The organism is Kribbella sp. NPDC048915, from assembly GCF_040649595.1.
In the GTDB taxonomy this organism is placed as follows: Bacteria; Actinomycetota; Actinomycetes; order Propionibacteriales; family Kribbellaceae; genus Kribbella.
The window spans coordinates 77,559-95,948 of the sequence record NZ_JBEZFT010000010.1; the positions used below are offsets into that span (position 1 = coordinate 77,559).

The 18,390-nt window shown below is 68.8% G+C and carries 23 protein-coding genes and 1 pseudogene; 7 read left to right on the forward strand and 17 right to left on the reverse strand.

Translation table 11 applies throughout. The features are described 5' to 3' along the window. Positions 1-523: 523 nt before the first annotated feature. The 8 genes from AB0B82_RS08320 to AB0B82_RS08355 form a co-directional block, all read right to left on the reverse strand. Positions 524-1,504, reverse strand: a complete 981-nt coding sequence (locus tag AB0B82_RS08320) for a type IV toxin-antitoxin system AbiEi family antitoxin domain-containing protein (protein WP_360164036.1) — start codon at positions 1,502-1,504, stop codon at positions 524-526. Positions 1,505-1,710: 206 nt separating this feature from the next. Continuing rightward, positions 1,711-3,054: an 8-oxoguanine deaminase gene (locus tag AB0B82_RS08325; RefSeq protein WP_360164038.1), complete on the reverse strand. Its 1,344-nt coding sequence runs from the start codon at positions 3,052-3,054 to the stop codon at positions 1,711-1,713. 2 nt (positions 3,055-3,056) lie between these two features. Then, positions 3,057-3,962 carry a factor-independent urate hydroxylase gene (gene pucL, locus AB0B82_RS08330; RefSeq protein ID WP_360164040.1) on the reverse strand — a complete coding sequence of 302 codons (906 nt, stop codon included), beginning with the start codon at positions 3,960-3,962 and terminating at the stop codon, positions 3,057-3,059. A 6-nt stretch (positions 3,963-3,968) separates the two neighbouring features. Further along, on the reverse strand, positions 3,969-4,286 hold the full coding sequence (gene uraH, locus AB0B82_RS08335; RefSeq protein ID WP_360164042.1) for a hydroxyisourate hydrolase: 318 nt from the start codon (positions 4,284-4,286) through the stop codon (positions 3,969-3,971). Further along, the gene (gene uraD, locus AB0B82_RS08340) at positions 4,283-4,777 is read right to left on the reverse strand and encodes a 2-oxo-4-hydroxy-4-carboxy-5-ureidoimidazoline decarboxylase (RefSeq protein WP_360164044.1); all 495 of its coding nucleotides are present in this window, start codon (positions 4,775-4,777) and stop codon (positions 4,283-4,285) included. Before uraD ends, uraH begins: the two co-directional genes overlap by 4 nt. A 173-nt stretch (positions 4,778-4,950) precedes the next feature. Continuing rightward, positions 4,951-5,310 (reverse strand): helix-turn-helix domain-containing protein, encoded by a 360-nt coding sequence (locus AB0B82_RS08345; protein WP_360164046.1) that lies wholly within the window; start codon positions 5,308-5,310, stop codon positions 4,951-4,953. Then, a complete protein-coding gene (locus AB0B82_RS08350) occupies positions 5,303-5,542 on the reverse strand; it encodes a thiamine-binding protein (RefSeq protein ID WP_360164048.1) in 240 nt (79 codons plus the stop codon). The genes AB0B82_RS08345 and AB0B82_RS08350 overlap by 8 nt, the downstream gene beginning before the upstream one ends. Before the next feature lie 9 nt (positions 5,543-5,551). After that, positions 5,552-6,745, reverse strand: coding sequence for an aldolase/citrate lyase family protein (locus tag AB0B82_RS08355; RefSeq protein WP_360164050.1), 1,194 nt, complete (start codon positions 6,743-6,745; stop codon positions 5,552-5,554). A gap of 104 nt (positions 6,746-6,849) precedes the next feature. Between AB0B82_RS08355 and AB0B82_RS08360 the strand changes: the two genes are divergently transcribed. Further along, positions 6,850-7,611 (forward strand): IclR family transcriptional regulator, encoded by a 762-nt coding sequence (locus AB0B82_RS08360; RefSeq protein ID WP_360164052.1) that lies wholly within the window; start codon positions 6,850-6,852, stop codon positions 7,609-7,611. Here the strand turns inward: AB0B82_RS08360 and AB0B82_RS08365 are convergent. The 3 genes from AB0B82_RS08365 to fgd are packed head-to-tail and all read right to left on the reverse strand — an operon-like array spanning position 7,608 to position 9,584. Next, a complete protein-coding gene (locus AB0B82_RS08365; protein WP_360164054.1) occupies positions 7,608-7,985 on the reverse strand; it encodes a VOC family protein in 378 nt (125 codons plus the stop codon). The genes AB0B82_RS08360 and AB0B82_RS08365 overlap by 4 nt on opposite strands. A gap of 8 nt (positions 7,986-7,993) precedes the next feature. Further along, complete coding sequence (locus tag AB0B82_RS08370) at positions 7,994-8,569, reverse strand: GNAT family N-acetyltransferase (protein ID WP_360164056.1); 576 nt, start codon at positions 8,567-8,569, stop codon at positions 7,994-7,996. Between the two features lie 10 nt (positions 8,570-8,579). Further along, the gene (gene fgd / locus AB0B82_RS08375) at positions 8,580-9,584 is read right to left on the reverse strand and encodes a glucose-6-phosphate dehydrogenase (coenzyme-F420) (protein ID WP_360164058.1); all 1,005 of its coding nucleotides are present in this window, start codon (positions 9,582-9,584) and stop codon (positions 8,580-8,582) included. 293 nt (positions 9,585-9,877) lie between these two features. Here fgd and AB0B82_RS08380 point away from each other — a divergent pair, with 293 nt between their 5' ends. Together AB0B82_RS08380 and AB0B82_RS08385 are read left to right on the forward strand one after the other, a co-directional pair. Further along, positions 9,878-10,825: a carbon-nitrogen hydrolase family protein gene (locus AB0B82_RS08380; RefSeq protein WP_360164060.1), complete on the forward strand. Its 948-nt coding sequence runs from the start codon at positions 9,878-9,880 to the stop codon at positions 10,823-10,825. Between the two features lie 36 nt (positions 10,826-10,861). Beyond that, complete coding sequence (locus AB0B82_RS08385) at positions 10,862-11,029, forward strand: hypothetical protein (protein ID WP_360164062.1); 168 nt, start codon at positions 10,862-10,864, stop codon at positions 11,027-11,029. Between the two features lie 110 nt (positions 11,030-11,139). Here the strand turns inward: AB0B82_RS08385 and AB0B82_RS08390 are convergent, their stop codons facing one another. After that, the gene (locus tag AB0B82_RS08390) at positions 11,140-11,979 is read right to left on the reverse strand and encodes a DUF72 domain-containing protein (protein ID WP_360164064.1); all 840 of its coding nucleotides are present in this window, start codon (positions 11,977-11,979) and stop codon (positions 11,140-11,142) included. Between the two features lie 20 nt (positions 11,980-11,999). Between AB0B82_RS08390 and AB0B82_RS08395 the strand changes: the two genes are divergently transcribed. Beyond that, positions 12,000-12,935: a phosphotransferase gene (locus AB0B82_RS08395; RefSeq protein ID WP_360164066.1), complete on the forward strand. Its 936-nt coding sequence runs from the start codon at positions 12,000-12,002 to the stop codon at positions 12,933-12,935. Between the two features lie 30 nt (positions 12,936-12,965). Here AB0B82_RS08395 and AB0B82_RS08400 read toward each other — a convergent pair whose 3' ends face one another. Together AB0B82_RS08400 and AB0B82_RS08405 are read right to left on the reverse strand one after the other, a co-directional pair. Next, positions 12,966-13,340 (reverse strand): hypothetical protein, encoded by a 375-nt coding sequence (locus AB0B82_RS08400; protein WP_360164068.1) that lies wholly within the window; start codon positions 13,338-13,340, stop codon positions 12,966-12,968. 49 nt (positions 13,341-13,389) lie between these two features. After that, positions 13,390-13,806, reverse strand: a complete 417-nt coding sequence (locus tag AB0B82_RS08405; RefSeq protein WP_360164070.1) for a hypothetical protein — start codon at positions 13,804-13,806, stop codon at positions 13,390-13,392. A 92-nt stretch (positions 13,807-13,898) separates the two neighbouring features. Here AB0B82_RS08405 and AB0B82_RS08410 point away from each other — a divergent pair. Then, a pseudogene (locus AB0B82_RS08410) lies at positions 13,899-14,024 on the forward strand (ClpX C4-type zinc finger protein); the annotation flags it as partial. Positions 14,025-14,283: 259 nt separating this feature from the next. Here the strand turns inward: AB0B82_RS08410 and AB0B82_RS08415 are convergent. From AB0B82_RS08415 to AB0B82_RS08425, 3 genes are all read right to left on the reverse strand, one after another. After that, the gene (locus AB0B82_RS08415) at positions 14,284-14,445 is read right to left on the reverse strand and encodes a hypothetical protein (RefSeq protein ID WP_360164072.1); all 162 of its coding nucleotides are present in this window, start codon (positions 14,443-14,445) and stop codon (positions 14,284-14,286) included. A 61-nt stretch (positions 14,446-14,506) separates the two neighbouring features. Continuing rightward, positions 14,507-15,283: a phosphotransferase gene (locus tag AB0B82_RS08420; protein ID WP_360164074.1), complete on the reverse strand. Its 777-nt coding sequence runs from the start codon at positions 15,281-15,283 to the stop codon at positions 14,507-14,509. Positions 15,284-15,338: 55 nt separating this feature from the next. Then, on the reverse strand, positions 15,339-15,773 hold the full coding sequence (locus AB0B82_RS08425) for a VOC family protein (RefSeq protein WP_360164076.1): 435 nt from the start codon (positions 15,771-15,773) through the stop codon (positions 15,339-15,341). A gap of 318 nt (positions 15,774-16,091) precedes the next feature. Between AB0B82_RS08425 and AB0B82_RS08430 the strand changes: the two genes are divergently transcribed. Then, the gene (locus AB0B82_RS08430) at positions 16,092-17,198 is read left to right on the forward strand and encodes a class I SAM-dependent methyltransferase (RefSeq protein WP_360164078.1); all 1,107 of its coding nucleotides are present in this window, start codon (positions 16,092-16,094) and stop codon (positions 17,196-17,198) included. Between the two features lie 60 nt (positions 17,199-17,258). Then, positions 17,259-18,359: a hypothetical protein gene (locus tag AB0B82_RS08435; RefSeq protein WP_360164080.1), complete on the forward strand. Its 1,101-nt coding sequence runs from the start codon at positions 17,259-17,261 to the stop codon at positions 18,357-18,359. The last annotated feature ends 31 nt before the right edge of the window (positions 18,360-18,390 follow it).

The window sequence follows — 18,390 nt, forward strand, 5'->3', positions numbered from 1 at the left end:
GCCTGCCCTGGCTGCCCTCGCTGCGGTCGCGGGCGGTGGCTGTCGGTGCGCGTAGCGTTCCCGCCGGGCACCTTCCACACGCATAGGTGACCCTGCACAAGCTGCTGGGACCTTGCACAGGCAATACCGTGTGGATGGTCGCCGCCGGTTGTGGAGAATCGCCGTCGATTGTCGACGATTGTTGGCAGTCGGCGACGATTGTTGGCAGTCGGCGACGGTTGTCGACGGTCGACGGCGGTCGACGTCTGCCGCTTACGGCGCACGCCGCGTTCCCGCCGGCCTCCTTCGACACGCTCGGGCAATCGTCCAACGGCCACCTTCCACACTCTCGAGTGACCTCTACCAGGCTCGGTGGACCATCCACACGCAATACCGTGTCGATGGTCCCGGTGAGGTGTGCGGGGTCGCGGCGGGGTGGGTGGCTGGAGTGGGCGGCGCGCAGTTATCGGAACGTTGAACGGCTCGTTGCGAAGGGGACCGGGAAGACCGCCGCGTGGGCGGGTGCGGGATGCGCGTTCTCAGGTCAGGTCTGGCGCAGGTGGAGGGCGTTCGATGATCTGTGGGCGATTGTCAGCTCGTGTTGCCGGAGGTTCTTGTGGAGGTGACGGGCTGTCTGCTGGGGGTGGTCGAGGTCCGTCCAGTCGACGCGGGCTAGGCCGTACCCGGCTGCTCGGAGACGGTCCTCGCGCCGCTTCTCGGCCAGTACGGCGGGTGTGCCTTCGCCGTACTTGATGGCGCCGTCGAACTCCACGATCGAGTGGCGTCGTAGCAGGAAGTCGACGCGCCCGATCAGGTCGCCGTCGTCGTCGCGGATCTCGACCTGGAGCTCCGGCGGGGGGAGTTCGTGGTTCGCCATCAGGACCCGGAGACGAGACTCCCCGACCGACTCGCTCAGCCCGTCTGCGAACTGTACGGCGGCCCGTGCAGCGGGTGATCCGGGCCAGTGGCGATGACGTTCGACACAAGCTGCGAGCTGTTCTCGAGTTGTTGACCCGAGGCGCAGTGCGGCGTCGCTCAGCACCACACCGACCTCGTACGACGTCGTGCATGTCGTCTCGAGGATCGCGCGCTCGACGCTTGTCACCGGCAGACCGTCCACCACGACGACCTCGTCGTCTTCCACCGGCGAACGATGGATGCGGAGGGTTCGCCCCGTGCGATCGCGCCCGGTCACGCTGCGGGTGAAGTGCACTTTGCTCAGATCTGTTCCCCAGAGCGGGAGGCCGTGCAATGCGGCCGCGGACTGGTGGCTGACGACGACATCGGCGAGCCGTTCGAAGGCCATCCGGATGCTCAGCCGATACAACCTGAGCGCCCGATCCCACGGCGTCTCGTCGGTCGGGTCGCTGCTTGGTTCGACGTAGGCGTTGTAGCTCATCCGGCGCCATTGGCCGCTGCGCACCCGGCGCTGCACCTCGGAGGCGCTGTAGCCGGCCGCGGACGCATCCCGCCGCGTGAACCAGCCGCCCCGACGTGCCACGATCACTTCCAATCTTCTGTTCACACCCGAGAAGGTGCACCTCTCACGACCGTTCTTGGCCACCCATCTCCAACCTGTGGACAACCGCCGACAAACGATCCACATCTGCACGCGACCTTGCACACGGTATTGCTTGTCCAAGGTCCCACGCCGCTGTGGCCGGATCGCCGAGGCCCACCTCAGCAGGCGGCCACACCTGACCAGTTAGGCCTCACTTCGGCGGTGAGGCCTCAGCTCAGGAAGTGGGCCGCGACGCGGCGTGTTTCGGCGGCGAGGGCCCGCTCGTCGACGGTCAGCACGGTGTCGTGTTCCACGACCGGGCGGCCGTTGATCAGGAGCAGTTCCAGGGGTGGCGGCGTACCGAGGACCAGCGCGGCGACCGGATCGGCGATACCGGCGTGCGGGGGCGTGGTGAGGTTCCAGACGGCCAGGTCGGCGAGTTTGCCGGACTCGAGCGAGCCGAGGTCGTCGGAGCGACCCAGGATGCGGGCGCCGTCGAGGGTGGCCATTTCGAGGGTGTCGCGGACCGTCAGCGCCTGCGGACCGCCGCGCCCCCGGGCGAACAGCAATGCGTGCCGCAGTTCCTCCACCAGGCTGCCCGCTTCGTTGCTCGCGGCACCGTCCACCCCCAGGCCGACCGGGCTCCCGGCGGCGCGGAGGTCGGCGACCCTTGCGATTCCAGCACCGAGGCGCGCGTTCGAGCTCGGGCAGTGCGCGACGCCGGTCCCCGCCGTACCCAACCGGGTGATCTCGACGTCCGAGAAGTGGATGCCGTGGGCAAACCACACGTCAGGTCCGGTCCAGCCGAGCCCGGCGACGTACTCCAACGGCCTGGAGCCGAAGTGTTCACGGCAGTAGTCGGTCTCGTCAGCGGTCTCGGCGAGATGGGTGTGCAGCCGTACGCCGCGCCGCCGCGCCAACTCGGCCGACTCGCGCATCAGCTCGCCGCTCACGCTGAACGGCGAACACGGTGCGACCACGAGTTGGAGCATCGAGTCCGGGGCCGCGTCGTGCCAGCGGTCGATCGCCGCCTCGGTCGCGGTGAGGATCTCGTCGCGGTCCTCGACCACGGAGTCCGGCGGCAGTCCGCCGTCCTTCTGACCGAGATCCATCGACCCACGGGCGGGATGGAACCGTACGCCGACATCCGCCGCCGCGGTGATCTCGGCCGCAAGCACGTCCCCGCCGTCCCGCGGGAACACATAGTGATGATCCGCAACCGTCGTACAGCCGGTGCGCGCGAGTTGCGCCAGCGCCGCCCGAGCAGCGACGTACACGGTCTCCTCGGTGATCCGCGCCCACACCGGGTACAACGTGGTCAGCCACTCGAAGAGCGTCGCGTCGACGGCGAGGCCGCGCGTCACCCATTGGTACAGGTGCTGATGCGTGTTGACGAACCCGGGCGTGACGAGGCAGCCACGCCCGTCGACGACGCGGGCATCGTCGTACGACGGCGCGCTGCCGGGGCCGACGGACGCGAGGCGGTTGCCCTCGACAACGACATGTCCGACGAACTCGCGGCGCGCCGGATCGAGGGTCGCCACGTGGGCGCCCTCGATCACGATCCTGGACATGATCAGCAGAAGCCCGGGGTGGCGTGCCAGGCCGACCCGGCGTCGCGCGCGTCGTCGCGGGTAACGGTGGCCTCGATCAGGCCGTACGGGCGGTCGGCGGCGATGAAGACCTCACCAGGGTTCTCCACACCGAACGGCGAGAGGTCGACCAGGAAGTGGTGCTTGTTCGGCGCCGAGAACTTGATCTCGGCCACTTCCGGGTGCTGCTCGAGCACGGCCGCACCCATCCCGTACAGCGTCTGCTGCAGCGCGAGGCTGTGGATCGTCGCGAACCGCGACAGCAGCAGCGCCTTGATCTGGTCGTACGCCTTGTCCCAGTCGACGTCGGTGTGGTCGTACCGCCAACGCGCGACCAGCGACGTCGCGAGGATGCGGTCATCGGTCTCCTGCAGCGTCGTGTACTTGTCCTTGAGGAACCCGTGGAACTCCGACCCGGTCGACTTGAGTACGACCAGATCGCTGATCCCGGACACGACGTACGCCCTCCGCTCGGCGCCGCGGCCCTCGACGTTGACGACCGTCGTACGGACCCCGCTGCCGCTGCGGACGAACGAGTGGTCGTGGCCCTCGCCGTCGACCTGGATCCGCTCCCAGGCGTACTCCTCGACCGCGATCCGCGCGCCCTCGGCGGCCGGCGACGCGTCCAGGAAGTGCGCGCCGAGCGTCAGCGCGTAGTCCTCGATCGCCCCGACACCCTTCTCCTTGGCGAACGCAAACGCGGTGTTCTTCTGCGTGTCGGTCGGCAGGACGTCGCTCTGATCGCCGGTGGTGTGCGCGGCCTCGAAGTGACCGCGGAGCGCGGTCGAGACGTTCAGGTCGCGGATCTGGTGGCGGGGTGTGTCGCGGTAGACACGGACGACGCGGTTCTCGGCTTTGCCGTACTGGTTGGCGCCCAGGTGGATGGCCATCGGAGGTCAGCTCCCTCGGTAGGTGGAAAACGCGAACGGGCTGAGCAGCAACGGGACGTGGTAGTGCCGCTCGTCGGCGACCGTGAAGGTCACGGCGACCTCGGGAAAGAAGACGTCCTGGCCGGTGGCCTGTGCGTACGACGCGACGTCGAACCGGAGCCGGTACGTTCCGAACTCGAGTCGTGGCGCGAGCTCGGCGATCCGGCCGTCCGCGTCCGTTGTACCGCTGGCCTCGAGGACGTCGCCGCGGTAGAGCTCGACCTGGATGCCTTGTGCGGGCCGGCCGAGCGCCGTGTCGAGGACGTGCGTGCTGAGCGAGCTCATCCCGCCACCACCTTGCTCAAGCGGAGCAGCGCGATCTTGCGCAGCTCCTCGTGGATCACGGCCGCCTCGGTCACGTCGTCGTGGTTGAGCCTGGTCCGCAGGCTGTCCAGCAGCTGCCCGGCGGACAGTCCGGTCGCGCAGATCAGGAACACCCGGCCGAACCGCTCCTCGTACCGACGGTTGCCTTCGGCAAGCTCTTGTCGAACGTCCGGGTCGGTCCCGACACCGGACTGCTCGCTGCGTGACCAGTTCGCCTCGGTACTCGCGCCCTGCGGCCGGTCACCGATCCGCGGATGGGCCTGGAGCGCGCGATCGACCTCGTTGTCGTCGAGCCCCCGCAACGTCTCGTCCGCGACCGCGGTCAGCGCGGCGAGGTCGCCGTACGGCCGCTTGGCCAGCACCGCGTCGACCCACCGGGGCACGTCACAGCAGGCCGCCAGCGCCGGCCGAAGCCGGTCAGCCGGTGTGGAGTTGAACTCCTCCAGGTCCACAGGTCACACCTTCTCGAATCCCGAAATCGACTTTCCGTATGACGAGAGTGGCACCGGTTCGCGCCGCCGTCAACAGTTTGTTGAATTTTCGGATGCTGTCACTCCAGGTATGCAGAACCCGCTCCTTGGCCTCGAAAACACCCACTTCAGCGGGGTTCTGCATACCTGGAGGTTCAGCGGGAGCGGTTCAGGTAGTTGTAGACGGTGAAACGCGTGACACCGAGCGCCTCGGCGACGGTCTCGGCCGACTTGCGGTACTCGAACGCGCCGCGCTCCTCGAGCAGCAGCACCGCGCGCTGCTTGTCGTGCCGCGACAGGTCCCGCAGCGGACCACCCAGCTCGGCCGCGACCTCGGCCAGCAGGCTCTGTACGCCGCCGTCCGCCGGCTTGGACGGCAGCCGTACGGCGACCACCGGCGCGCCCTCCCACGCCAGCGTCACGTCGTCCGGCCGAGCGTCCGCCGGATCCACGAGTTCGGCGTCCAACCGCTCGACGAGGGGTGCGAGCGCCCGCACCAGCGGATGCTCAGGCATCGCGCCGTACCTGCAGCGTCACCTGGCTCGCGCCACCGGCGAACGCGGCCTCAAGGACCTTCGGGAGCGCCGGCAGCAGGAGTTCCTGCTCGCCGCTGACCTGGGTCCCAAGCGGACCGAACTCGCAGTCGAGCCCCGCCGCTTCCGCCGCCCGCAACGCCTCGGTGGCGTGCGCGGGCGGTGATCCCTCCACGTCGAAGGGTTCCGTGGTGAACTCCGCAACCAGTCGCATGCAGCGAGGCTAGTCCTTGGGCAGCGCCCGGCGAGCAAGCTTGGCGAGGTCCGTGGTGTTGAACTCGGTCGTCTCCAACGCACCGCACTCGATTCCGCGCAGCACGAACCCGGCCAGCGCCGCCGCGGTCGCGGGCTCGTCCAGGTACCCGGACTCGCCGCGGCCGAGGTAAGCGCGCAGTCGTTGCGCGGCCTGGTCGAAGCCCTCCCGATAGAAGAGGTACGTCGCCGCGAACCGGGTCGGGAGCTGCGTCGGATGCATGTCCCAGCCCTGGTAGATGCCGCGCGCGAGCGAGCGCCGCACCAGCCGGAAGTGCAGGCGCCACGCGTCGTGCACCGCGTCCCCGACCGGGAGAACGTTGGTCGATCCATCGGATACGAAGACGCCCGTGCCGGCCGCGGCCAGCTGCATCACATCCTTCGCGTGGTCGGCGACCGGGTGCTCCATGCTCTGGTACGCCGCCGCGACGCCGAGCGAAGCGGAGTAGTCGTAGGTGCCGTAATGCAGCCCGGTGACGCGCTCGCCGCCGGCCTTGAGCATCCGGGCGATCAGCGCTGTTCCGTCCGCGCCGAGGATCGCCTGCGGCGTCTCCACCTGGATCTCGAACGGCAGCCGCGGTACGCCGTACTGCTGCTCGAACGTCTCGCACACGAGGACCATCGCCTGGACCTGCTCGACCGACGTCACCTTGGGCAGCGTGATGACGAAGCCGTCACCGGGCGGGCCGAGGTGCTCGAGGAAGAGCCCGAGGGTGCGCACACCGCGGCGTCGTGTGGGCGCTTCGAGCGACTTGATCCGGAGACCGCGGTACGGCGTGCGCGGGTTCGCCGCGAGCGCCTGGGCAGCGGCGATCGTCGCGGCGTCCTCCTCGTCGTCCGGCCGGTTGCCGTACCCGTCCTCGAAGTCGATGCGGAGGTCCTCGATCGGTTCGCGGTCGAGTTTCGCCCGGACGCGCTCGTACAGCTCGTCGGTGATGTCGGCCGCGAGGATCTTCGCGAGGTCGGCGGCGGATCCGGCGTACTCGTCCAGCGCCGCGCGCGCCTGGGCACCCCAGTCGTCGACGGTGTGTACGTCGTACCGGTCGGCGGGCACATACACGGTGTGGACCGGCTGCCGGACGCCGCGGTCGCCGCGGTAGTCGGCCGCCAGCGCCGCGTCGGCGTCCGCGAGTCGTCGGTCGAGCTCGGCCATCAGGTCGTCCACTGCAGCCTCCTTTTCCGTATTGTGGAGACTAATATCTACAGTGCGGAAGCGACAAGCCTTCCGGCATCTGACGCTAAACTTCCGTGATCCGGAAAGGTGGGCGTATGGCGGAGACGAACGGCAAGGGCCGGACCGGCAGCGTGCAGTCGATCGAGCGGGCCTTCGGGCTGCTCGAGACGATGGCCGACGCGGGCGGGATGATGGGCCTGTCGCAGCTGGCGACGGCGTCCGGACTGCCGCTGCCGACGATCCACCGGCTGGTCCGCACGCTGGTCGACCTCGGCTATCTGCGGCAGGAGCCGTCGCGGCAGTACGTGCTCGGGCCGAAACTGATCCGGCTCGGGGAGAGTTCGTCGCACATGCTGAGTGTGTTCGCCCGGCCGCATCTGGCCCGGCTCGTCGACGAGCTCGGCGAGTCGGCGAACATGGCGATGCTCGACGGCGACCAGATCGTGTACCTCGCGCAGGTACCGTCGCGGCACTCGATGCGGATGTTCACCGAGGTCGGCCGGCGGGTGCTGCCGCACTGCACCGCGGTCGGCAAGGCGATCCTCGCCCAGTTCCCCGAGGCCGAGGTCCGCGAGCTGCTGCGCCGGACCGGGATGCCGAAGCACACCGACAACACCATCACCGACCCCGACGCGTTCACCGACCAGCTGCACCAGGCCGCCGGCACCGGCTACGCGATCGACGAGGGCGAGCAGGAGGTCGGAGTCCGCTGCGTCGCGGTCGCCGTCCCCGACGCCCCCTCCCACCTGGCCATCTCGATCTCCGGCCCCGCCGGCCGCATGTCCGAACCTCTGGTCGAACGAGCCGTCCCCCTCCTCACCCAAGCCGCGAAGTCCCTCTCTGCGGATCTGCACTAGGCCGGGGGCTGCAACACACAGAACTCGTTGCCGTCCGGGTCGGCCAGCACATGCCAGGACCAGCCGGCTTCGGCCACGGGCTCGTCGGTCAGGACCCGCGCGCCGAGCTCCCGGACCCGGGCGACCTCGGCCTCCAGGTCGCTCGTGCGCAGGTCGAGGTGCACCCGGTTCTTCCCGGCTTTCCGGTCACCGACCTTCTGCAGCAGGACCTCGACGCCGACGCCGTCCCGCGGCACCAGCGCTTGGTAGACGCCAGGATCGCCGTCGCGTTCGTAGCCGAGCACCTGCGTCCAGAACGTGGCGGACCGGTCCAGATCCGCCACGTCGACCACCACAACCAGCTCTCCGTTCAGGTACCGCTGTGGCTCGCGCATCGTCTCCCTCAGGGTGCGTAGGTTCGCCAGTGTTCGGTGAGCTCGTACCCCAGAGATTGGTTGGCTTGCAGGCTGGCCTGATTGGTGGCGGCTCCGCCGGTGCTGAAGCGGGTGATGCCGATGTCGAGGAAGGCGAGGATCGAGGCGGCCTTCACCGCTTGCGCCACGCCGCGCCGGCGGTGCGTGGCCAGTACCGAGGTGAACCGCGTGTCGCCGTACCCGTCCCGAGCGCTGATGACGGTCGCGCCGACCAGCCGGTGCCCGTCGAACGCACCGAAGACGCGATGCTCCGGCCAGAGCGCCCGGATGTCGTCCAGGCTGCCGACCTCGTGATGCGTCGCGGGCGTGTCCGGGTAGTCCGACTCGTTGGACTTCTCCAGCGCGTACAGGTCCGCCGCCGACTCCACGCCGAGCTCCCGGATCGTCAGCCCGCCCGAGGTGGCCCGCAGTACGGCGGACTCCAGCAGCTCACGATCCGGGTCGAACAGCCGCACCGCCCACGACTCGGCGACCACGCGGTACCCGGCTGCCTCGAGCTCGGCGCACCGCGGGTCGCTGTCCTGGACGATCTCGTACTGGTCCACGGCCCGATTGTCAGCCCAGTTTGCGCAGCAGGGGAAGGACGTCTTGGGTGAACTGGGCGAGGAATCGCTCCTGATCGTGCCCCGGACCGTGCACGACGAAGTGGTTGAAGCCGGCCTCGAGGTACGGCTGGAACTGCTTCACGACCTCCTCGGGATCCGACGCCACGATCCATCGCTTCGCGACCTGCTCGATCGGCAGCTCGTCGGCCAGCCGCTCCATCTCGGTCGCGCTGGTCACGCTGTGCTTCTGCTCCGCGGTCAGCGACAGCGGCGCCCAGAACCGGGTGTTCTCCAGCGCGAGCTTCGGGTCGCGGTCGTAGGAGACCTTGACCTCGAGCATCCGGTCGATGTCGTCGAACGTCTTCCCGGCCTTCTCCGCGCCCTCCTTGACGGCGGGGATCAGTTGCTCGGTGTACAGCTCCATGCCCTTGCCCGAGGTCGCGATGAACCCGTCACCGGCGCGTCCGGCGTACCGCGCGACCATCGGCCCGCCCGCGGCGACGTAGATCTTCAGCGGGGTCTCCGGACGGTCGTAGATGAACGCGTCCTTGGTCTTGTAGTACGGCCCGTCGGAGCTGACACCGTCCTTCGTCCACAGGTCGCGGATCAGCTGCACGGCCTCCCGCAGCCGGGCGAACCGCTCCTTGAACTCAGGCCACTCCATCCCCGACACCGCGATCTCGTTCAGCGCCTCGCCGGAGCCGACACCCAGCATCACCCGGCCGGGGTACAGCACGCCAAGGGTCGCGAACGCCTGCGCGATCACCGCCGGGTTGTACCGGAACGTCGGCGTGAGCACCGACGTACCGAGCAGCACCCGGTTCGTCCGCTCACCCACCGCGGCCAGCCAAGCCAGCGCGAACGGCGCGTGACCGCCCTCGTGCCGCCACGGCAGGAAGTGGTCCGACACGGTCACACTGTCCAGACCCAGCTCCTCGGCCCGTACGGAGTACTCCACCAGCTCCCGCGGTCCGAACTGCTCCGCCGAAGCCTTGTACCCGACCCGAATGCTCACCCTCTGCTCCCTAACCTCGTCTGCGCGTCCTATCCCGACAACCGCGCCCAGGTCCGACTTTATGCCGCCCCGGGTGGCCGGCATCGTCGGCGTGGGCGGCGAGTTCGGTTGACGATTCGTCGCATGGTCGGTGAGGATGTGAATCCGGCGCGGCCCGCGCCACACCTTCGTCGACCGGCCCCAGCCCGGTCACCTCGAGAAGGCAAAGGGACTTCCTGTCTCGGGTCGCTCGTCCTGGTCAGCCGCCTCGACGGGATCGCTGGGGGATCGCGTGCGAGTGCGTGGAAGGCCAGATGACAGCGCACAGGAACTTCAAGCAACGGGTCCGCGCCCGCGCCGCCAAGACCGGCGAGTCCTACACGGCTGCCCTCCGGCACTTCCGTCCGACTCCGACAGGAGAACCAGACATGCCGGAAAACCTACGCATCGCCGTCACGCAGTCGACGGTGCGGGAAGACCCGACCGACGCCGCGCTGCTGCGCACGAGTGGCGACGAGGTCCGTCGCCTGATGCGGGAGGCGGCCGCGGCCGGCGCCCGCTTGGTGCACTTCACCGAGGGAGCGATCTGCTTCCCGAGCAAGCGCGTGATGTCGTCGCTCGGCCCGGACCAGATCGGTCCGTCCGACTGGACCAAGGCCGACTGGGCCGCGCTGCAGGCCGAGCTGGACCAGATCGCCGCGCTGTCCCGCGAGCTCGGTCTGTGGACCGTGATCCCCTCGGTGCACCGGGTGGCGGACGGGCGCCCGTACAACAGCATGTACGTCGTGTCCGACCGGGGTCGCGTGGTCGCTCGGTACGACGAGCGCGCGCTCTCGACCACCAAGGCGACCTGGATGTATGCCGCGGGCAACGAACCGGTGACGTTCGAGGTGGACGGGGTGCGGTTCGGCCTCGCGTTGGGGCTGGACGTGCTGTTCCCCGAGTTCTTCACCGAGTACGACCGGCTCGGCGCGGACGTCGTCCTGGTGTCGTACGCCAGCAACGGCGTCGGCCGGAACGAGAACATCGGCGTCCAGGTCCGGGGAGCCTCCGCCAACAACACGTCCTGGGTCAGCCTCGCCGCCTCCGCGAACCCGGAGGCCGCGCTGCTCTCCGGGGTCAGCGATCCGGGTGGGCAGTGGTTGGTGCAGTGTGCCCCCGACGCCACCCCGTCGGTCGCGGTCGCCGAGCTGACGGCTCTGGAGCTGACCACGATCGGGCGGGACTTCCGACGCCGGACGCGGGAGCGGATCGGCTCGTAGCCCTCACACGATCCGGGGCCGGCGCGTTCTGCTTGTATGAACAGGCATGCGGTGGTCGGTACCCGGATCGGTGAGCTCACCCTGGTGGTCGCGGACGACGCGCTGGTCGGCGTCTACTTCCCGCACCATTGGGTGAAGCCGTCGGCGGAGTCGCTGGGTGAGCGGGTCGAGGCGTCCGACCCGCTCATCGCCAGGCTCTTCTGAGACGCGGACGCCCGCCACTCACTAACCTTCACTCGCGGCCCTCGCCCGGCCCACGCTGAGCGTGCGGCAGTGTGGCGCGGGGTGGTTAGTGAGTGGTGGGCGTCCGCCTCTCACTCCTCCTCGGCCGCGGCGATGCCCAAGCGGGCCGCGAGGTTTTCGGCGTCGAAGGGCGCGTGGACCTTGGCGTCGTTGTCGAAGTACACGTAGGTGTCGCACTCCCAGGAGCGGATCGTGCGGGCCCAGCGGGCGAGCGACTTGTCGTCGTAGCCGCTGACGTACAACTCCTCGGCGCCGTGCAGCCGGACGTACGCGAAATCCGCCGTGACCTCGGTGAACCTCGGCCACTTGCCGGCCGTGTCCGCACAGACCAGCGCGATGTCGTGCGCCTTGCAAAGCTCGACGAACTCGTTGGTCTTGAAGCTGTCGTGCCGTACTTCGATCGCGTACCGCAGCGGTTTGTCCACAGCGGCTTCGAGCAGCGCGCGGCCTTCCATCCGCTCGTCGTGTCCCTTCGCGACCTCGACCGCCTGCGTTGTCGTCCGCGGCAGTTGGTCGAAGAAGTTCGCCAACCGCTCGGCCTCGAACCGGAAGTTCGGCGGCAACTGCCACAGCACCGGTCCAAGCTTGTTGCCCAACGCAAGCACACCGGACGCGAAGAAGTTCGCCAGCGGCGCGTCCACATCGGCCAGCCGCTTCAGATGCGTGACGAAGCGCGGCCCCTTGACCGCGAACACGAAGCCTTCGGGCGTCTCGTCGTACCAGCGCTGGTAGGACGACGGCCGCTGCAGCGAGTAGAACGAGCCGTTGAGCTCGATCGTGTTGAGCCGCGAGGACGCGTACTCGAGTTCGGCCCGCTGCGGCAGTCCGTCGGGGTAGTAGACCTTGCGCCAGGGCGGGTAGCGCCAGCCCGAAATCCCCACTCGGTACGGCGAGTCCGGCCAGCGCGTCATCTCTCGATTATGGTCGCGCCATGCAGATCGACCGCGGCGCGTACCCGAACGCCCAGACGCCCTGGGACGATCCGGCCTGGCGATCCGACGCGCTCGACTGGCTGGACGCGCGACTCAAGGAGGCCGGAATCCGCGAGACCGGTCCGCGGCGAGTGCGCGTCCGACCGTGGTCGATCATCGTGCGAGTCGAGGCGGCCGAGCCGCTGTGGTTCAAGGCCGCCTCGCCCGGCAGCGCGTTCGAGGCCGGGCTGGGCGAGGCCCTGGCGCGGTGGGCGCCTTCGCACGTGCTCACGCCGTACGCCGTCGACGCCACCCGCGGGTGGTCGTTGCTCCCGTCCGGCGGACCGCTGTTGCGGAGCCTGGACGCCGGTCCGCGCGAGTGGGAGGAGGCATTGACGCAGTACGCCGACCTGCAGCGGAGCGTCGTACCGCGGGTGGATGCGATGTTGCGTCTCGGCGTACCTGATGCTCGGGTGGCGGCGCTGGCGGGGATCTTCGATGCGGCCATCGCCTCGGTCCCATTGGATGCCGCGGACCGGGCCCGGTTGGAGGCGTTTCGGCCGCGGCTCGAGGCGTGGTGCTCGGAGTTGGCAGCGATCGGGGTGCCGGATTCGCTGGATCACGCGGATCTGCACGATGGGCAGGTCCTGGTGGCGGGGCCGGGGCGGTACACGTTCTTCGACTGGGGTGACGCGAATGTCGGGCAGCCGTTCTGCAGTTTGCTGATCGCGCTGGAGCGGGCGACGGACGAGCGGACGGCCGCCCGGTGGGAGGACGCCTATCTCGAGGCGTGGACGGACGACTTCACGTTGGCCGAGTTACGGCGGGCGGCCTTGTTGGCTCGGCGGTTGAGTCAGTTGACACGGGTCGGCTCGTGGACGCGACTGTTTCCGACGGCTGCCCAGATCGGGAAGCCCGAGCAGGCGGCAGCGCTGCTTCGGCTCACGGATTCCTGACGGCCCAGGTAGGCCTTGCTTCTGGCGGGCTCAGGTGGGGATCCAGGCAGGCCACCACGGCGGGACGTTGCCGGGGCAGATACCTGGTGAGGCGGCCGGGGTGCCCTGCCACGAGAACAGCGCGAGGTCGGCGATCGCGATCGCGATGGCGGCGGCCACCAGCGAGAACAAGAAAGCTTTCCCCGCGTACCGGAAGACGATCGTGAACAGCACCAAATTGACGATCAGCGCGATCGGCAGCCCGAGGAACAGCAACGTCATCCCGTTCGGCACGCTGCCGGCGACGTCGACCTGACACGCCTTCCACGCACGCGACGTGATCACGACCAGCCCGAACGCCGCCCCACCTCCGACCACAACCGCAAGAAACGACTCCCCCTTGCTCCCCTTGCCCGCGAACCCCATGCCCTCACGGTAAGTGATCCACCGGTTCCCGCGCGCCTCGGCACGGTGCCTACCGCGGTTTGGGTGGGAGCCACATCATCGCGGTGACGGCGTCGTCCGTCGCGTCGGGTACGACGACCACCTGGTGCGCATCCTCGTACAGCACCCGCCCGGGCACGGCCGACTCGTACCGCTCACACGGCAGATTGTGCGCCGCGAGAATCGCCAGGTACCCCGAGATGGGCTCCTCCAAGTACGCCGCCGCCGGTTTGAACCACGCCGCCGCGGTCGGGTTCTCAGCGTACACGGTGGGATCGACGTCCGACGGATTTGTGTACGCCGCGTCGTACCAATCGTTCGTCGTCCGCCGGAACGCTTCCTCCCGCGCGCTCAGCATCCCGCGCTGGGCCAGCATGTTGACCAGCCCGAAAACCCCGATCCGCCGCCCGCGCCGATCCGGCACCGGACTCTGATACCTGACGAACACCCCGCACATCCTGCCACCCATTGACGCTTCCACTTTGTCAGGGCTAGCCTGACAAACCTGTCAGGGTGGCCCTGACAACTGTGGAGGGTGTCATGTCCGGAAATGTGCTGCAGTGCTCGTTCTGCGGGAAGTCGACCGACGAGGTCGACCAGATGATCGCCGGCCCGGGCGTGTACATCTGCAACGAGTGCGTCGACCTGTGTGTGCAGGTGTTCGACGACAAGGCGTTGTCCTTCCCACCGCTGGACGGGAAGACCGACGAGGAACTGCTCGCCGACCTGGCCCGCCTCGACAGGTCCCGCGACCAGGTGGAAGCCGCCGTCCAAGACCGAGCCCGCCGCCTCCGCGCCCGCTCCGTCACCTGGTCCCGCATCGGCGAAGCCCTGGGCATCACCCGCCAATCAGCCTGGGAACGCTTCTCCGGCGAGAAGTAACCCAGACCTCAGCGATCGCCACGCGCCGGGGCACATGCGGCGGCTAGACGCTCTGGGGTTTGTGCGGCCACACGGCGAGCGCGACCGCGAACAGCGCCACGGCGACGACCAGATCGAACAGTTGCCCCTGATGCACCGCGGTGACGGTCTTCCCCAACCCACCCACGATGAACATCGCCGCAATCAAGGTGCGCAGTACAACCATCTCCCCCACCCCCTACCCACTCAATCGATCGTTGGGCACGAGGCGTTACGCCGGGCGGAGGTCAGAGCAGAGCCGCGAGCCAGGTGTTGTGGTGTTCGGCGATGTAGTCGGCGGCGGGGCCCCAGACGTCGGCGTGGCCTTCGGCGTAGTGGGTGGCCCAGGGTTGTTCGCCGGTTCGGTGGCCGTGGACGATGAGTTCATAGACGCCGCGAGTGCGGTCGGCGACGATCGCGGGGAAAGCGCGGCGCTGGTCGGCATCAAGACCGTACGCGTCCACGAACGCGCGCAGCCGCGCAGCGTCCACCGCAGGGTCGCCGCCCGCATAGAGCTGTACGAACGATTGTGCGGCGTACCCGAGGTCCCACAGCCGCGTGGTCGGGCTCGCGTTGTCCCAGTCGATGAAGACCCAGCGCTCGTCGTTGCACACCAGGTTCCACGGAGCCAGGTCACCGTGACAGATCAGTTCCCCACCGGCCGGGTCCGGGACGGCAGGGTTCCAGGTGGCGTTCGGTGGCGGTTCGAAGTCCTCCATCGCGTCGTGGAGTCGGCGGATCATCCGTCCGACGCGGCGCAGGTCGTCGAGTTCGAACGGCGGCAGCGTGTCGGCCAGCACACCGGGGATGTACTCGAGCACGTGGCGGTCCTGCTCGTCCCGCCCCAACGTCCGCGGTGCCCCGTCGAACTGCGCTGCCGCCAGGTGTTCCAGCACGGCCTCGACCCCGGCGGTGTGTTCCAGCGCCGGCTTCCGCACGGTCGCGCCGACCCGCACCACCCGGTCCGCAACGTTCCCACCGGTCAGAACCTCTTCGCCGACGCCCGGATCTCGCGAGCCGCTCATCAGCAGCCCTCCTCTGGATGCCCGTACGCCCGGGGTAGCAGCGGCCGGCGCGCCGTCAATCGAGGCAGAATTCGTTGCCCTCGACATCTTGCATGTTCTGGCACGACTCGTTCACGCCGTCCGCGATCAGTAGCTGCCCACGCTTGGCCCCGAGCGCCTCCAGCCGGACGCACTCGGCCTCGAGCGCCTTGAGCCGCTCATCGCCGCGCAACCCGGTCCCGACCCGGACGTCGAGATGCACCCGGTTCTTCACGACCTTGCCCTCGGGTACTCGCTGGAAGAACAACCGCGGCCCGACGCCCTCGGGATCGACACACGCGAACGCGGATCCTTGGTCCTCGGGCGGCAACGACTTGTTGAACTCGTCCCACGACGCGAACCCCGGAGGCGGCGGCGGTACGACGTATCCGAGCACCTCGCACCAGAACCGCGCCACGCGCTCAGGATCCGCACAGTCGAAAGTCACCTGGAACTGTTTCACCGAAGCCATCCGCCCACCCTAAACGCGCCCCCCGCCTCGGTCACCTCATTTGCGCCGCGACCCATTCCTCCGCGGTCACCCGCGCTCGACCTTGAGCTCCGCCACAATCCACCGTTGATGTGCTCCACACCCGCCACCCTCAAGCATGGCTGAGGCGATCTCGCGAACTCGTGATGACCATCCACCGAGCTGCGGACGTCCAGGTATGCAGAAGTAGTCCGGCGAGCGGTTTCCGTGCCCTGAAACCGGACTTCTGCATACCTGGGCGTCCGCATCCACCGGGATAAAGGGCAGGCGATGCAGGCCGGCAGCCGCAATGATGGGGCGATGGTCGAGCGACACACACGCCCTGTCCCCGGCGGTCGAGCCGTCTACCTGACCGAGCGCCTCTGGGAGTTGGCGGAGGGGCTCCCGGTCGAATCAGTACCGATCGACTCGATCAAGGCGTTCGACGAGGACTGCTGGTTCGGGGGCGCGGCGGTCACCTGCCGGATGGTTGCCCGGCACGCCGCCCTTATCCAGAAGGCCGACCTCAGCTTTCCGGTGATCCTCTCGGCGGACGGCAGGCTGATGGACGGCGGGCACCGGATCTCGAAGGCCTGGATCAGCGGAGCGACGACGATCGACGCCGTCCGATTCGTCGTCGACCCCGAACCCGACTACATCGAGCCGGACCCGCCCGGCGTCGTCCAGAACAACCGGCAGTACTGGGAGGCCCTCGCCCCGGCGCGCCCGGGCGAGCCGATCGAGGTCCTGGAAACTGGCCGGAACGTACTCAACGAGCACGAACGTGCCGCCATCGGTGACATCCGCGGCCGCCGCGTACTGCAACTGGCCTGCTCGGTCGGCGACGAGGCCCTGGTCTTCGCGCGACTGGGCGCCGACGTCACCGCCGTCGACCTCGCCCCCAGCCATCTCGCCACGGGCCGAGCGAAGGCGGAAAAGCTTGATCTGACAGTGGATTTCCGCGAGCAGGACATGATGAGCCTGTCCGAGGACCTCACCGGCTACGACCTGATCTTCATCTCGTGGGGCGGGCTGTGCTGGGTCCCCGACCTCGACGCCTGGACCCGCCTGGTCGCCGACCGCCTCAACCCTGGCGGAAAGCTGATCGTCAGCGAACACCACCCACTCTGGGAGGTCCTGACCGTCGCGGACGAGGACCGTCTGCGCATCACCGGCGACTACTTCACCCCGGACCGCCAGGGCTACGCCGACCCGCTGAAGGCACCCCAAATCACCAGGACCATCGGCACGCCGGACATCCCGCACCAAAGCTTCGTGTGGAGCATCGGCAATCTCATCAGCGCCGTACTCGCGGCCGGCCTGACGCTCAATTCCTTCCAGGAGTTCCCGGTACCGGACATGTACGACGGCCTCGCCGGCACCGCCACTCGCATCCCAGCTACCTACCTACTGACGGCCATCCGCTAACCCGAAGCGCATCGCACGGCGGTAGCGGTCGTTTGTCGGTGGCGGCGTTAACGTCGGGCGATGCCTCACTATCCACCGCCCGCCCGGCCGCTGGGCCCGGACGCCGAAGGACAGTGGGTAGGCCACTGGCTTTCGCCCGAGTGGACACAGGAGGTCGACGCGTGGGTCGCTGAGCGGTTGGCGGAGCACGGCCGCCACGTCAGTGGCGTACCCGTGACGTACCGCCCGCGTTTCTGGTCCGTCGTGCGCTCGTACGTCACGGTCGAAGGTCTCGTGTGGTTGAAGGAGAACAACCCCGGCCACCGCCACGAGGCCGCCCTCGCCACAACGCTCGCGAGCCTCGCGCCGGACGACGTGATCGTGCCGCTCGCCGTCGACCGCGAACGCAGCCGGCTGTTGACCGACGACCAAGGCCCGACCCTCACGCACGCCGACGTCGCCGACCGACCCACGCGCCGTACCGTCGTCCGCGCACTCGCCCGCCTGCAGTGCTCGCTGCTCGGCCGCGTCACTCCAACCGACCACGACGGTCTGATCGTGCTGCCGCCAACCTCCGCGGGCGATCGCGTACGTGCCGTGCTCAACGAATGGGCGACGTTTCCGAAAGCACACCCGCTGCACCACGATCCCGCCGTACTGGCGCGCGTCAGGCGAGCCGCCGACGTACTCGATCAGCAGACCGCAACCCTCGGCGACGCCGTACCGCTCGACCTCGAGATCAACGACGTCTACCCCGCGAACATCTTCGCCGACCGTTCCACCGGCGTACTCCGCCCGCGGTTCTTCGACTTCGGCAACGCGCTCTGGGCCCACCCGTTCGTCACGCTGCACGGCTTCCTCGACTCGGTCGTCGAGTGGACCCGCGCGCCGCTGTCCGTCGAGGATCGCCGCGAACTGTACGACGCGTACGTCGAGATCTGGAGCGACCGTCTCGACGCCGATCCGCGCGTACTGCGCCACGACCTCGAGACCACCGAATGTCTGGTAGGCGTCCACCGTCTCGTCTCCTGGCTCCGCCTGATCCCGTACGCCGACCCACTCGAGCTGGAGGCCCGCGCCGAGATCCCGCGCAAGTACCTGGCCGAGGTCGCCGCGCTGGCGAGCCCAGTTCCGCGACTGCCCCGGCACGCCGCCGCACCGCCGGGCCAGGTGGAGCTCTGACGGGCGCGGAACCCCCGAGCAGTCGGCCGTG

Bases quoted from the DNA above. Each gene is read 5' to 3' on its own strand.
- uraH (WP_360164042.1), bottom strand. From the start codon at position 4,286: ATGAGCTCGCTCAGCACGCACGTCCTCGACACGGCGCTCGGCCGGCCC.
- AB0B82_RS08390 (WP_360164064.1), bottom strand. From the start codon at position 11,979: ATGACGCGCTGGCCGGACTCGCCGTACCGAGTGGGGATTTCGGGCTGG.
- AB0B82_RS08415 (WP_360164072.1), bottom strand. From the start codon at position 14,445: ATGGTTGTACTGCGCACCTTGATTGCGGCGATGTTCATCGTGGGTGGG.
- AB0B82_RS08395 (WP_360164066.1), top strand. From the start codon at position 12,000: ATGCAGATCGACCGCGGCGCGTACCCGAACGCCCAGACGCCCTGGGAC.
- AB0B82_RS08360 (WP_360164052.1), top strand. From the start codon at position 6,850: ATGGCGGAGACGAACGGCAAGGGCCGGACCGGCAGCGTGCAGTCGATC.
- AB0B82_RS08385 (WP_360164062.1), top strand. From the start codon at position 10,862: ATGAACAGGCATGCGGTGGTCGGTACCCGGATCGGTGAGCTCACCCTG.
- AB0B82_RS08435 (WP_360164080.1), top strand. From the start codon at position 17,259: ATGCCTCACTATCCACCGCCCGCCCGGCCGCTGGGCCCGGACGCCGAA.
- AB0B82_RS08380 (WP_360164060.1), top strand. From the start codon at position 9,878: ATGACAGCGCACAGGAACTTCAAGCAACGGGTCCGCGCCCGCGCCGCC.
- AB0B82_RS08430 (WP_360164078.1), top strand. From the start codon at position 16,092: ATGGTCGAGCGACACACACGCCCTGTCCCCGGCGGTCGAGCCGTCTAC.
- AB0B82_RS08325 (WP_360164038.1), bottom strand. From the start codon at position 3,054: ATGTCCAGGATCGTGATCGAGGGCGCCCACGTGGCGACCCTCGATCCG.
- pucL (WP_360164040.1), bottom strand. From the start codon at position 3,962: ATGGCCATCCACCTGGGCGCCAACCAGTACGGCAAAGCCGAGAACCGC.
- AB0B82_RS08350 (WP_360164048.1), bottom strand. From the start codon at position 5,542: ATGCGACTGGTTGCGGAGTTCACCACGGAACCCTTCGACGTGGAGGGA.
- AB0B82_RS08365 (WP_360164054.1), bottom strand. From the start codon at position 7,985: ATGCGCGAGCCACAGCGGTACCTGAACGGAGAGCTGGTTGTGGTGGTC.
- AB0B82_RS08400 (WP_360164068.1), bottom strand. From the start codon at position 13,340: ATGGGGTTCGCGGGCAAGGGGAGCAAGGGGGAGTCGTTTCTTGCGGTT.
- AB0B82_RS08345 (WP_360164046.1), bottom strand. From the start codon at position 5,310: ATGCCTGAGCATCCGCTGGTGCGGGCGCTCGCACCCCTCGTCGAGCGG.
- AB0B82_RS08420 (WP_360164074.1), bottom strand. From the start codon at position 15,283: ATGAGCGGCTCGCGAGATCCGGGCGTCGGCGAAGAGGTTCTGACCGGT.
- AB0B82_RS08425 (WP_360164076.1), bottom strand. From the start codon at position 15,773: ATGGCTTCGGTGAAACAGTTCCAGGTGACTTTCGACTGTGCGGATCCT.